Consider the following 12,510-nt stretch of genomic DNA (forward strand, 5'->3'; position numbering starts at 1 on the left):
CGCCCGACCGCCCCGGCCTGGGGGCGGCGTCACGAGCTGCAGTGATCCACACCGTACGGGGCCCCACCGGCACCGCTCCGGAGTCGGCCGCACTCGGCACCCATCGCGGCCCTGCCGGTACCCCGGGAGCTCCCGGTCGAGACCACCGCCCGTACATCCCACCCACCCCGGGCCATAAGACCCGGGCCCACGTGACCGACCACACCACCCACGGCGGCCCGTGACCCGTGACAATGGCCGTGTGATCTCTTCGCCGCCACGAAGCACGCCGGACCGCGCAACGGAGCGCCCCGACGGATCGGAGCCCCCTGCGCGGGACCAGCAGGCCCCGCAGACCGAGCCCCGGCACCCCGAGCACGCCGCGCACCCCACGCGCCGCCGGGGCCACGAGGCCTCCCCCTACGTGGACCTCACCCGTGCCGAGTGGAGCGCATTGCGCGAGCGCACCCCGCTCCCGCTGACGGCCGACGAGGTCGAGCGGCTGCGGGGACTGGGCGACGTCATCGACCTCGACGAGGTCCGCGACGTCTACCTGCCGCTCTCCCGGCTGCTGAACCTGTACGTCGGCGCCACCAGCAACCTGCGCGGCACCCTCAACACCTTCCTGGGTGACGCGGGCAACGGCCACGGCGCCCAGACGGGCACCCCCTTCGTCATAGGGGTCGCCGGCTCGGTCGCGGTGGGCAAGTCCACCGTGGCCCGTCTCCTCCAGGCTCTCCTGGCCCGCTGGCCGGAGCACCCGCGCGTGGAGCTGGTCACCACCGACGGCTTCCTCTATCCGATGAAGGAGCTCGAACGGCGCGGCCTGACCGCCCGCAAGGGCTTCCCCGAGTCCTACGACCGCCGCGCGCTGACCCGCTTCGTCGCCGACATCAAGGCGGGCAAGGACGAGGTCACGGCCCCGGTCTACTCCCACCTGATCTACGACATCGTCCCCGACGAGCGGCTGGTCGTACGCCGTCCCGACATCCTGATCGTCGAGGGGCTCAACGTCCTGCAGCCGGCCATGCCCGGCAAGGACGGCCGCACCCGGGTCGGCCTCGCCGACTACTTCGACTTCAGCGTGTACGTGGACGCCCGCCCCGAGGACATCGAGCGCTGGTACCTCAACCGGTTCCGCAAGCTGCGCGAGACGGCGTTCCAGAACCCCTTCTCCTACTTCCGCAAGTACACCCAGGTCTCCGAGGAGGAGGCGCTGGAGTACGCGCAGACGATGTGGCGGACCATCAACAAGCCGAACCTGCTGGAGAACGTGGCCCCGACCCGCGGCCGCGCCACCCTGGTGGTCCGCAAGGGCCCCGACCACAAGGTGCAGAAGCTGAGTCTGCGCAAGCTCTGAGCGCCACCTGATACCGGGGGCCGCCGGAGGCTAGGGTGCGGCCATGCTGCATCTACGGATGATCATTCCGTCGGACCGCACCGATGCCGTGGTCAGGATCGTCGAGGGGACGGTCGGCACCACCCATCTGGCCGTGCTGCCCGGGGCCGCCCGCATCCCGGCGGGCGACATCGTGCTGTGCGACGTCGCGCGCGAGGCGGGCGACGAGCTCCTGAACGAGCTCCGCGAGCTCGGCATCGACAAGGACGGGTCGATCGCGGTCGAGAACATCGACCTGTCCCTGTCGGAGCGCGCCGACCGGGCCGAGGAGGAGGCGCCGGGCGAGGCCGCCGACGCCGTCCTGTGGGAGCAGCTGAGCGAGGCGACCCACGAGGAGTCCACCCTCAGCATCACCTACAGCGCCTTCATGATCGTCGCCACGATGATCGCGGCCTGCGGTGTGGTCCTCGACAACGCCATCCTGATCGTGGGCGCGATGGCGGTCGGTCCGGAGTTCGGGCCGCTCGCCGGCGTCTGCACCGCCCTGGTGCAGCGCGCCCCCAGGCTGGCCGCCCGCTCGCTGATCGCCCTGCTGGTGGGCTTCGCCTCCGCGATGGTCGCGACCACCCTCTTCACCCTGGTCATGGACGCCCTCGGGCTGTTCCACCACGAGATGCTGGACAAGCCCCGCCCCAACACCAGCTTCATCTGGCAGCCGGACCTGTTCTCGTTCGTGGTGGCGCTGCTCGCGGGCGTGGCCGGGGTGCTCTCCCTGACCTCGGCGAAGTCCGGGGCGCTGGTCGGCGTCGCGATCTCGGTGACCACGGTCCCGGCCGCCGCCAACGCGGCCGTGGCCCTCGGCTACGGGGAGTACGCCCAGATGTGGGGCTCGGCGGAGCAGCTCCTGCTGAACCTCTTCGGCATCATGCTGGCCGGTGTCCTGACCCTGCTCGGCCAAAAGCTCCTGTGGCGCACCCAGCGCGGCCGCTGGCGGCGTACGACGTCCAAGGCCTGAGCCCCCGCCACGCCTCACGACAGCGGCCCCGCGCTACGAAGCTTCGTAGCGCGGGGCCGCTGTCGTGACGGGAGGGCGGGCTCTAGCCGAGCGCCGACTTCACGACGTCCGCGAGGCGGCCGGCGACCGCGCGGGCCTGCTCGATGTCGGCGGCCTCCACCATCACCCGTACGAGGGGCTCGGTGCCCGACGGACGCAGCAGGACGCGCCCGGTCGTGCCGAGCTCCCGCTCCGCGTCGGCGACGGCCGCGGCCAGCTCGCCGGAGGTGGTGACCCGCGACCTGTCCACGTCGGGGACGTTGACCAGGACCTGCGGCAGCCGCGTCATGATCCCGGTCAGCTCGGCCAGGGGCGTGCCGGTGGCCGCGATCCGGGCCGCCAGCATCAGGCCGGTCAGGGTGCCGTCACCGGTGGTGGCGTGGTCGAGGATGATCACGTGGCCGGACTGCTCGCCGCCCAGCGCGTACCCGTGCTCCTTCATCGACTCCAGGACGTACCGGTCGCCGACGCCCGTCTGCACGACGTTGATGCCCTCGGACTCCATGGCCAGCTTGAAGCCCAGGTTCGACATCACGGTGGCGACGACGGTGTCCTCGCGCAGGTGCCCGGCCTCGCGCATCGCCAGCGCGAGCACCGCGAGGATCTGGTCCCCGTCGACCTCCTCGCCGTTGCCGTCCACGGCGAGGCAGCGGTCGGCGTCACCGTCGTGCGCGATGCCGAGGTCGGCCCCGTGCTCGACGACGGCCTGCTTCAGCAGACCGAGGTGGGTGGAACCGCAGCCGTCGTTGATGTTCAGGCCGTCGGGCTCGGCACCGATGGTGACGATCTCCGCGCCGGCCCGGGTGAAGGCCTCGGGCGAGACGAAGGCGGCCGCGCCGTGGGCCTCGTCGAGGACCACCTTGAGGCCGTCGAGGCGGTTGGGCAGGACACCCATGAGGTGGGCGACGTACTTGTCGAAGCCCTCGGTGTAGTCGGAGACGCGGCCGACACCGGCGCCCGTCGGGCGGTCCCAGGGAGCACCCGTGCGGTGGTCGTCGTAGACCGACTCGATCCGGTCCTCCAGCTCGTCGGCGAGCTTGTGACCGCCGCGCGCGAAGAACTTGATGCCGTTGTCGGGCATGGCGTTGTGGCTGGCCGAGAGCATGACGCCGAGGTCGGCGCCCAGCGCACCGGTGAGATACGCCACCGCCGGGGTGGGCAGCACACCGACGCGCAGGACGTCCACGCCCGCGCTCGCGAGGCCCGCGACGACTGCGGCCTCCAGGAACTCGCCCGAGGCCCGGGGATCCCGGCCGACCACGGCCGTGGCCCGGTGGCCCTCGAAGGTACCCGCCTCGGCCAGTACGTGCGCGGCCGCCACGGAGAGACCGAGCGCCAGCTCGGCCGTCAGATCCGCGTTGGCGACGCCTCGTACACCGTCCGTCCCGAAGAGTCGTCCCACTGTTGTCCTCCCGAGTTCACACTTCGCTATGAGCAGTTGTGCCAATTATTTGCCGCTTTTGGCGGTAAACGAACCGCCCCGGCAGCACACAGAGTGCTGCCGGGGCGGATTCGTGCTGAACAGCGGGCGTGATTAACGCTTGCTGTACTGCGGAGCCTTACGGGCCTTCTTGAGACCGGCCTTCTTGCGCTCGACCGCACGGTCGTCGCGGGAGAGGAAGCCGGCCTTCTTCAGCGCCGGGCGGTTGTTGTCCTGGTCCGCCTCGTTCAGCGCACGGGCCACACCGAGGCGCAGGGCGCCGGCCTGACCGGACACGCCGCCACCCGAGATGCGGGCGATGACGTCGTAGCGGTTGTCGAGCTCGAGCAGCTTGAACGGCTCGTTGACTTCCTGCTGGTGCACCTTGTTGGGGAAGTAGTCCTCAAGGGTGCGACCGTTGATCTTCCACTTGCCGGTGCCCGGAACGATCCGGACGCGGGCGATGGCGTTCTTGCGACGGCCCAGGCCGGCGGCCGGCTGGGGGTCACCGAAGCGACCGGCAAGGGACTCGGACGTGTAGTCACCCTCGACTACGTCCGCGGTCTCGGTGGTGTACTCCTCGACGTTGCCCTCGAACTCTTCGACGGGGGTCGTCTCGGCGGTGGTCTCGGCCACGATGCTCCTCAGAAGTTTCTTGTCTTAGGGGGTGTGGTGGCCGGAACTACTGCGCGACCTGGGTGATCTCGAACGGCACCGGCTGCTGAGCAGCGTGGGGGTGCACATCGCCCGAGTAGACCTTCAGCTTCGAGAGCATCTGACGGCCCAGGGTGTTCTTGGGGATCATGCCCTTGATGGCCTTCTCGACGGCCTTCTCCGGGTTGTTCGCCAGGAGGTCGTCGTAGCGGACCGAACGCAGGCCGCCCGGGAACCCGGAGTGGCGGTACGCCATCTTCTGGGTCGCCTTGTTGCCGGACAGGTGGACCTTGTCGGCGTTGATGATGATGACAAAGTCGCCCATGTCCATGTGGGGGGCGTAAGTCGGCTTGTGCTTACCCCGCAGGAGGGTAGCGGCCTGGGTCGCCAGACGGCCGAGGACAACGTCCTGGGCGTCGATGACGTGCCACTGGCGCGAGATGTCGCCGGGCTTGGGGCTGAACGTACGCACGCGTATGCCTTCGCTTCTTCAGTGGTGGGTCATCCCCGGGGGGTGAGCCCGAGGGACGGGTCCTGACATGGGTCACCACGGACGATCACGACAGCCCTGGTTCACATCGGAGACGCAACCCGTGTGTACCGCTGGTCATCGGCCCGGTGGACCGGCGTAAGGCGAATTCACGTGAGAATGAGCAAGCCAATACGCATAACGAACCAGCAGGGTACCCCTGAAGACCTGGAAGGGTCAAAACGCGGTCCGCGATCCCGTTTGCACGGGGCTCGCGGCGCACTCCGGTTCGGTCCTGGGTGGGGACCCCGTAGTTCGTACAAGCTCCAGAGTACCCCGGCGCGACCGCAGTGCTCGACGCGCCAGCAGTCCGGCGAGTGCGCACAGGGTCACCATGTCCCGGAACGCCCTCCTCTTGGCCTCGAACTCCGAGGGCCACGGGATGCCCGCCGTCTGCGGCAGCAGAGCCACCCAGAACCAGGGCGAGCGCGGCATCGAGCCCTCCCGCACCCCCGACGCCAGCAGCAGCGGGAGCACCACGATCAGGTAGTGGTCGAAGGAGGGCCGCGACACCAGGAATGCGGCGAGCATCACCATGCAGGCGGTCTCCACCAGCCTGAGCTCACCGCCGTCGCCGTCCGCCTCGACCGGCCGCCGCCACCGGCGCCAGGTCGCCCACAGCCCGCAGGCGGCCCCCGCGAAGGCCAGCAGCACCGCCAGCGGCCCGGGCACCCCCAGCCGCGGCAGCGCCGCGATCGGCGAGGCGTCCCAGGGCAGCGCGTAGGAATCCTGGCCCTGGAGCAGGAACGGCAGGGTCTTGGTGAAGAAGAGCATCGGGTGCGGCATCATCAGCGCCCCCGCCAGCGAGAGCCCCACCGGAACGCCCACCGCGAGCGCCAGCCCCCGCCACTGCCGGGCCAGCAGGAAGAGCAGACCGATCGGCACCAGCATCGGCTTGCAGGCGATGGCGAGGCCCACCACCAGCCCGGCCGCGGCCCAGTGCTTGCGGTGCGCCAGCAGCAGCGCCACCGGTAGGGCGGCGGCCGAGATGGCCGTCCAGTTCGCGATCTGCACCAGGTTGATGAACGGCTTGTACGCAAGCGCGAACAGCGCGAAACCGCCGACCGCGAGCCGCGAGCGCACCGGTACCGAGAACAGCCGCAGCGAGGCCCACCAGCCGAGGCCGACGAGCCCGATCATCCCCAGCGGGAGCACCACGCGCAGCAGCGGCTCCGGCAGCAGGGCCTCGGGGATCGCCATGATCACGGCGCTGGGCAGGTAGAGGAACCGCTTGTCCTCGTACGGGGAGACCCCGGCGAGCAGGGCGTCGGCCGCCTTGAGCACGAAGGCGTTGTCCGAGCCCCAGTTCACCCGCAGGCTCGCCGCGACCGACACCGACAGCAGGATCACCAGACCCACGAACCGCCAGGACCGGGGGGCCGGCCTCAACAGCCAGGCCACCCCCCGGTCCCAGGACGACGGGCTGTCCCATTTCATGACCCAGACACTCGGCCGCAGCCCCACTACGAAGTCCCCTCGACCCAAGCCGGGGGTGGTCTCCCCCTAGCGCTTCCGCTCGACCCTACGTTCGTCCCAGACGGGCTCCGTAGTCTCCCGCACAACACCGTCTGAACCGAAGACCAGGTAACGGTCAAATGTGCGCGCGAACCACCGGTCGTGCGTGACGCACAGCACAGTGCCGTCGTACGCCTCCAGCCCGTCCTGCAGCGCCTCCGCCGATTCCAGGTCGAGGTTGTCCGTCGGCTCGTCCAGGAGCAGCGCCGTCGTACCGGCCAGCTCCAGCAGCAGGATCTGGAAACGCGCCTGCTGGCCGCCCGAGAGCCTCTCGAAGGGCTGCTCGCCCTGGCGCTCCAGCTCGTAGCGGCGCAGGGCGCCCATCGCCTGGCCGAGCGGCTTCGCCGCCTCCGTCCACAGGATGTCGACGAGCGTGCGGCCGAACAGCTCGGGGTGGGCGTGGGTCTGCGCGAAGTGGCCGGGAACCACGCGGGCGCCGAGCTTCCACGTCCCCGTGTGCTTGACGTCCTCCCCCGCCATCAGGCGCAGGAAGTGCGACTTCCCGGAGCCGTTCGAGCCCAGGACCGCGACCCGCTCCCCGTAGAAGACCTCCAGGGAGAAGGGCTTCATCAGCCCGGTGAGCTCCAGGTTCTCCACCGTGAGCGCGCGCACGCCCGTACGGCCGCCCTTGAGCCGCATCTTGATGTCCTGCTCGCGCGGCGGCTCGGGCGGCGGCCCGGCCTCCTCGAACTTCTTGAAGCGGGTCTGCATCGCGTGGTATCGCGAGGCCATGTCCGGGCTGATCGCGGCCTGGCCGCGCAGGCGCAGCACCAGGGCCTTCAGCCTGGCGTGCTCCTCGTCCCAGCGCCGCTTGAGCTCCTCGAAGCGCGCGAAGCGCTCCTTGCGGGCGTCGTGGAAGGTGGCGAAGCCCGCACCGTGCACCCACACGTCCGAGCCGTTCGGGCTCGCCTCCAGGCTGATGATCTTCTCGGCGGACTGGGTCAGCAGCTCCCGGTCGTGGCTGACGAAGAGCACCGTCTTGCGGGTGGCCTTGAGCTGCTCCTCCAGCCACCGCTTGCCCGGGACGTCCAGGTAGTTGTCCGGTTCGTCGAGCAGCAGTACCTCGTCCGGCCCGCGCAGCAGCGCCTCCAGGACCAGCCGCTTCTGCTCACCGCCCGAGAGCGTGCGCACCTCGCGGAACTGCGCCGAGTCGTACGGGATCGCCAGCGCGGCCATCGTGCAGACGTCCCACAGCGTCTCCGCCTCGTACCCCTGCACGTCGGCCCAGTCGCTCAGCGCCTGGGCGTAGGCCATCTGGGCGGGCTCGTCGTCCACCGTGAGGATCAGCTGCTCGGCACGGTCCACGGCCTTGGCCGCCTCCCGGATCCGCGGCTGGGCCACCGAGACCAGCAGGTCCCGTACGGTCGTCTCGTCGCGGACCGAGCCCACGAACTGCGACATCACGCCCAGCCCGCCGCTGACGGTCACGCCGCCGCCGTGCGGCTGGAGCTCGCCGGAGATCATCTTCAGCAACGTGGTCTTGCCGGCCCCGTTCGCCCCGACCAGGGCGACGACCGCCCCCTCCCCCACCCGGAAGGAGACGTCGGGGAGCAGGACCCGCCCGTCGGGAAGGTAGTACTCCAGGTGGCTGGCTTCGAGATGTCCCATGCGGGGCATTGTCCAGGTCCGGCGCCGATCCGCCCAAACGGATTAGGCACGCACTAGCAGCAGCCCGCCGCGGGCAGGGTCCGCAGGTTCCGCGCCTCCTTGCTGCGGGCGGCCAGCAGCTCGTCGGCGGGATAGCCGACCTCCTCCAGCGTCAGCCCGTGCGGCTTGACCACGTGCACCGAGGAATCCCGTACGGCCGCGGCCAGCACCTTCCCGGGCCAGTCGGTCGTCCGGTGGCCGTCGCCGACGTGCAGCAGGGCCCCGACCAGGGAGCGGACCATGTTGTGGCAGAAGGCGTCGGCGCGGACGGTCGCGGTGATGATCCCCTCCGCGTCCCGCTCCCAGCTGAGCTGCTGGAGGGTGCGGATGGTCGTGGCCCCCTCGCGCTTCTTGCAGTACGCGGCGAAGTCGTGCTCTCCGACCAGCGCGGCGGCGGCCTCGTTCATGGCGTCCACGTCGAGCGGCCACTGGTACCAGAGCACGTGCCCGCGGCGCAGCGGGTCCACGCCGGCCTGGTGGTCGCCCACGCGGTAGGCGTAGCGGCGCCAGATCGCGGAGAACCGCGCGTTGAAGCCGGCGGGGGCCTCGGCGGCCTTCCACACCCGTACGTCGTGCGGCAGCCGCCCGGCGAGGCGGCGCAGCAGCTTGTCCTGGTGCTCGGCCCACACCTCGTCCCGTACGTCGAACTGCGCGACCTGCCCGCGTGCGTGCACGCCCGCGTCGGTCCGGCCGGCCACGGTCAGCTCCACCGGGTCGGGCAGCCGCATCACGGTCTGCAGGGCCGACTCCAGCTCCCCCTGGACGGTGCGCAGCACGCGCTGCTTCGCCCAGCCGGAGAAGTCCTTGCCGTCGTAGCTCAGGTCCAGCCGCACCCGGACGTGCCCGGGCTCCACCTCGTCACTCACGTGACAGATCCTCTCTCGGCCGCGTCTTCGGCACGAATGCAGAACGGGCCCGCCCCGGTAAGGGGGCGGACCCGTTCAGAGCCATTCAGCGTGATCCCGGAAGGGATCAGGCCTCCTTGGTCTCCTCGGCGGCGGGAGCCTCGGCGGCCTCCGCCTCCTTCACGGCGCGCTTGGTGGCGGCCTCGGCCTCACCAGTGGCCTGCTGGGCGACCGTAAGGGCCTCGACCAGCTCGATCACGGCCATCGGGGCGTTGTCGCCACGACGGTTGCCGATCTTGGTGATGCGCGTGTAACCACCGGGGCGGTTCTCGTAGCGCGGGGCGATCTCGGTGAACAGCGTGTGCACGATGCTCTTGTCCGTGATCGTCTGCAGCACCAGGCGACGGTTGTGGATGTCGCCCTTCTTGGCCTTGGTCACCAGACGCTCGGCGTAGGGACGCAGGCGACGGGCCTTGGCCTCGGTGGTGGTGATGCGGCCGTGCTCGAAGAGCGACTTCGCGAGGTTCGCGAGGAGGTGCTTCTCGTGCGCGGCGCTGCCGCCCAGACGGGCACCCTTTGCGGGACGCGGCATGGTCATACTCCTTCATATCTGCACCGGCCGTGTCAGGTACCGGTGACAGTTCCCCCGAGGCGGATGCCGCGGGAAAGTTTCTGGTGGTGCTTAGTACTGCTCGGTCTCGACGAAACCGGCGTCCGCGTCGTCGTCGGCGCCGAAGGCGTCGGCGGCGGCGGTCGGGTCGAATCCGGGCGGGCTGTCCTTGAGGGCCAGGCCCATGCCGGCCAGCTTCGCCTTGACCTCGTCGATCGACTTCGCACCGAAGTTGCGGATGTCGAGCAGGTCGGCCTCGGAGCGGGCGACGAGCTCACCCACGGAGTGGATGCCCTCGCGCTTGAGGCAGTTGTACGACCGAACGGTGAGCTCGAGCTCCTCGATCGGCAGGGCGAGATCGGCGGCCAGGGCCGCGTCCGTCGGCGAGGGGCCCATGTCGATGCCCTCGGCGTCGATGTTGAGCTCGCGGGCCAGACCGAACAGCTCGACCAGGGTCTTGCCGGCGGACGCCATGGCGTCGCGCGGGCGCATGGCCTGCTTGGTCTCGACGTCGACGATCAGCTTGTCGAAGTCGGTGCGCTGCTCGACTCGGGTCGCCTCGACCTTGTAGGTGACCTTGAGGACCGGGCTGTAGATGGAGTCGATCGGGATGCGACCGATCTCCTGGCCCAGCTGCTTGTTCTGGACGGCGGAGACGTAGCCGCGACCGCGCTCGACGGTCAGCTCCATCTCCAGCTTGCCCTTGCCGTTGAGCGTGGCGAGGACCAGGTCCGGGTTGTGCACCTCGACACCGGCCGGGGGCGCGATGTCGGCAGCGGTGACCAGGCCGGGACCCTGCTTGCGCAGGTACATCACGACCGGCTCGTCGTGCTCCGAGGAGACGACCAGCTGCTTGATGTTGAGGATGATGTCGGTGACGTCTTCCTTGACACCCGGCACGGTGGTGAACTCGTGCAGGACGCCGTCCACGCGGATGCTGGTGACAGCGGCACCCGGGATCGAGGACAGGAGCGTGCGGCGGAGCGAGTTGCCGAGGGTGTAGCCGAAGCCCGGCTCGAGCGGCTCGATCACGAACCGCGAGCGGTACTCGTCTACGACCTCTTCGGTCAGCGAGGGGCGCTGAGCGATAAGCATGTGGATTCCTTCATTCGTGGACGCCCACTATTTGACGCCCGACGGATACGGCCCCGCTGTGTGCACGGGTCCGCGGACTACAAGGGTACGGGCGGTACGTCCCCCGCGAGGGGTTCGTACCGCCCGAACACTCAAAGACGCACAGGTGCGAAGCCTGAGCGGGCCTCGTCATACGCGGCGGCGCGGATCGCGCCGCCCCGGATCAGACGCGGCGACGCTTGGGCGGACGGCAGCCGTTGTGCGGGGTGGGGGTGACGTCCTGGATCGAGCCGACCTCCAGGCCAGTGGCCTGCAGGGAGCGGATCGCGGTCTCACGGCCGGAGCCGGGACCCTTGACGAAGACGTCGACCTTGCGCATGCCGTGCTCCTGCGCGCGACGGGCGGCCGACTCAGCGGCCATCTGCGCGGCGAAGGGGGTGGACTTGCGCGAGCCCTTGAAGCCGACGTGGCCGGCGGAGGCCCAGGAGATCACGTTGCCCGCGGGGTCCGTGATCGAGACGATGGTGTTGTTGAACGTGCTCTTGATGTGGGCGTGCCCATGAGCGACGTTCTTCTTTTCCTTGCGGCGCACCTTCTTGGCAGCGCCCTGACGACCCTTGGGGGGCATCTAAATCTCCTACGGGAGGTGGTCGGTCCTACAGCGCAAGACCGCTGAACAGGACTACTTCTTGCCCGGCTTCTTCTTACCGGCGATCGCGCGACGCGGACCCTTGCGGGTACGGGCGTTCGTGCTGGTGCGCTGACCGTGCACGGGCAGGCCACGACGGTGGCGAACACCCTGGTAGCACTGGATCTCGACCTTGCGACGGATGTCGGCCTGGATCTCGCGGCGGAGGTCACCCTCGGTGCGGAGGTTGGCGTCCACGTACTCGCGGATCTTGACCAGGTCCTCTTCGGCCAGGTCACGAACGCGGGTGTCGGGGTTCACACCGGTGGCCGCAAGGATTTCCTTGGACCGGGTGCGACCGACACCGAAGACGTAGGTAAGTGCGATCTCCACACGCTTTTCGCGCGGGATGTCAACACCGGAAACGCGTGCCATTCAATGGCTCCTGTGTGTTCGGGGGTCTTCCGCAGAACCGAACCCCGACCGCCGACCACACCTGTTGGGTGGTGGTACGCCCGGGTCCCCGGCCCCCGCCGGAGGTGCCGCCGGTCCTGGTCAGGACTGGGCGGGTTCTGCGTATGTACGTTTTCTTACGTCGCGCGAAGAACTGCGTAGTGCAGGTCGGTCGGCGTGCGTCAGCCCTGGCGCTGCTTGTGGCGCAGGTTGTCGCAGATGACCATGACCCGACCGTGACGGCGGATCACCTTGCACTTGTCGCAGATCTTCTTGACGCTCGGCTTGACCTTCATGTTGGTGAGGTTCTCCGGGTCAGTGCCACCACCCGCACGTCAGGACAGGACGTCCGGACGGGGATGAAGACAAGATCTACTTGTATCGGTAGACGATCCGGCCACGCGTCAGGTCGTAGGGAGAAAGCTCCACGACAACCCGGTCATCAGGAAGGATGCGGATGTAGTGCATGCGCATCTTGCCGCTGATGTGCGCGAGGACCTTGTGACCGTTCTGGAGTTCCACCTTGAACATCGCGTTCGGGAGGGACTCGATCACGGTGCCCTCGATTTCGATGGCACCTTGCTTCTTGGCCACGCTTCGCCTTTCGAATCGGCTACCTTGATCAGCTCCCCGCCTTCGCATGAGGACATGCGGGTGCAAAGGAGCCGACGAGTCAGTCTACGTCAGGGCCTTCCGAAAGACGAATCCGGAAAGTGTGCCCTACAGGATAGATCATCAATCCTGCCCATACCGGACCGCGGGC

At 69.2% G+C, this 12,510-nt stretch carries 14 protein-coding genes; 2 read left to right on the forward strand and 12 right to left on the reverse strand.

The annotated features are described in order from the left end of the window. Positions 1-403: 403 nt before the first annotated feature. Both coaA and ACFYYB_RS16960 read left to right on the forward strand, forming a co-directional pair. Complete coding sequence (gene coaA, locus ACFYYB_RS16955) at positions 404-1,339, forward strand: type I pantothenate kinase (RefSeq protein ID WP_327309303.1); 936 nt, start codon at positions 404-406, stop codon at positions 1,337-1,339. Between the two features lie 43 nt (positions 1,340-1,382). After that, positions 1,383-2,333 (forward strand): DUF389 domain-containing protein, encoded by a 951-nt coding sequence (locus ACFYYB_RS16960; protein ID WP_389435966.1) that lies wholly within the window; start codon positions 1,383-1,385, stop codon positions 2,331-2,333. Positions 2,334-2,415: 82 nt separating this feature from the next. Here ACFYYB_RS16960 and glmM read toward each other — a convergent pair whose 3' ends face one another. The 12 genes from glmM to infA form a co-directional block, all read right to left on the reverse strand. Further along, positions 2,416-3,774 (reverse strand): phosphoglucosamine mutase, encoded by a 1,359-nt coding sequence (gene glmM, locus ACFYYB_RS16965; protein ID WP_389435967.1) that lies wholly within the window; start codon positions 3,772-3,774, stop codon positions 2,416-2,418. 132 nt (positions 3,775-3,906) lie between these two features. Further along, positions 3,907-4,428, reverse strand: coding sequence for a 30S ribosomal protein S9 (gene rpsI / locus ACFYYB_RS16970; protein WP_327254492.1), 522 nt, complete (start codon positions 4,426-4,428; stop codon positions 3,907-3,909). A 46-nt stretch (positions 4,429-4,474) separates the two neighbouring features. Continuing rightward, on the reverse strand, positions 4,475-4,918 hold the full coding sequence (gene rplM / locus ACFYYB_RS16975; protein ID WP_112447734.1) for a 50S ribosomal protein L13: 444 nt from the start codon (positions 4,916-4,918) through the stop codon (positions 4,475-4,477). Between the two features lie 234 nt (positions 4,919-5,152). Beyond that, the gene (locus ACFYYB_RS16980) at positions 5,153-6,412 is read right to left on the reverse strand and encodes a glycosyltransferase family 87 protein (RefSeq protein ID WP_389435968.1); all 1,260 of its coding nucleotides are present in this window, start codon (positions 6,410-6,412) and stop codon (positions 5,153-5,155) included. 66 nt (positions 6,413-6,478) lie between these two features. Next, on the reverse strand, positions 6,479-8,098 hold the full coding sequence (locus ACFYYB_RS16985) for an ABC-F family ATP-binding cassette domain-containing protein (protein WP_389435969.1): 1,620 nt from the start codon (positions 8,096-8,098) through the stop codon (positions 6,479-6,481). Positions 8,099-8,151: 53 nt separating this feature from the next. Continuing rightward, positions 8,152-9,003 carry a tRNA pseudouridine(38-40) synthase TruA gene (truA, locus tag ACFYYB_RS16990; protein ID WP_389435970.1) on the reverse strand — a complete coding sequence of 284 codons (852 nt, stop codon included), beginning with the start codon at positions 9,001-9,003 and terminating at the stop codon, positions 8,152-8,154. Positions 9,004-9,109: 106 nt separating this feature from the next. Continuing rightward, positions 9,110-9,574, reverse strand: coding sequence for a 50S ribosomal protein L17 (gene rplQ / locus ACFYYB_RS16995; protein WP_250751467.1), 465 nt, complete (start codon positions 9,572-9,574; stop codon positions 9,110-9,112). Between the two features lie 90 nt (positions 9,575-9,664). After that, positions 9,665-10,687, reverse strand: a complete 1,023-nt coding sequence (locus ACFYYB_RS17000) for a DNA-directed RNA polymerase subunit alpha (RefSeq protein ID WP_008739666.1) — start codon at positions 10,685-10,687, stop codon at positions 9,665-9,667. Positions 10,688-10,889: 202 nt separating this feature from the next. Continuing rightward, a complete protein-coding gene (gene rpsK, locus ACFYYB_RS17005; RefSeq protein ID WP_006376016.1) occupies positions 10,890-11,294 on the reverse strand; it encodes a 30S ribosomal protein S11 in 405 nt (134 codons plus the stop codon). 54 nt (positions 11,295-11,348) lie between these two features. After that, on the reverse strand, positions 11,349-11,729 hold the full coding sequence (gene rpsM / locus ACFYYB_RS17010) for a 30S ribosomal protein S13 (protein ID WP_053682609.1): 381 nt from the start codon (positions 11,727-11,729) through the stop codon (positions 11,349-11,351). 200 nt (positions 11,730-11,929) lie between these two features. Continuing rightward, a complete protein-coding gene (gene rpmJ / locus ACFYYB_RS17015) occupies positions 11,930-12,043 on the reverse strand; it encodes a 50S ribosomal protein L36 (RefSeq protein ID WP_003956441.1) in 114 nt (37 codons plus the stop codon). Between the two features lie 76 nt (positions 12,044-12,119). Further along, positions 12,120-12,341 carry a translation initiation factor IF-1 gene (gene infA, locus ACFYYB_RS17020; RefSeq protein WP_003956442.1) on the reverse strand — a complete coding sequence of 74 codons (222 nt, stop codon included), beginning with the start codon at positions 12,339-12,341 and terminating at the stop codon, positions 12,120-12,122. Positions 12,342-12,510 lie beyond the last annotated feature (169 nt).

The sequence above is a fragment of the Streptomyces sp. NPDC002886 genome, from assembly GCF_042888445.1.
Classification (GTDB): Bacteria; Actinomycetota; Actinomycetes; order Streptomycetales; family Streptomycetaceae; genus Streptomyces.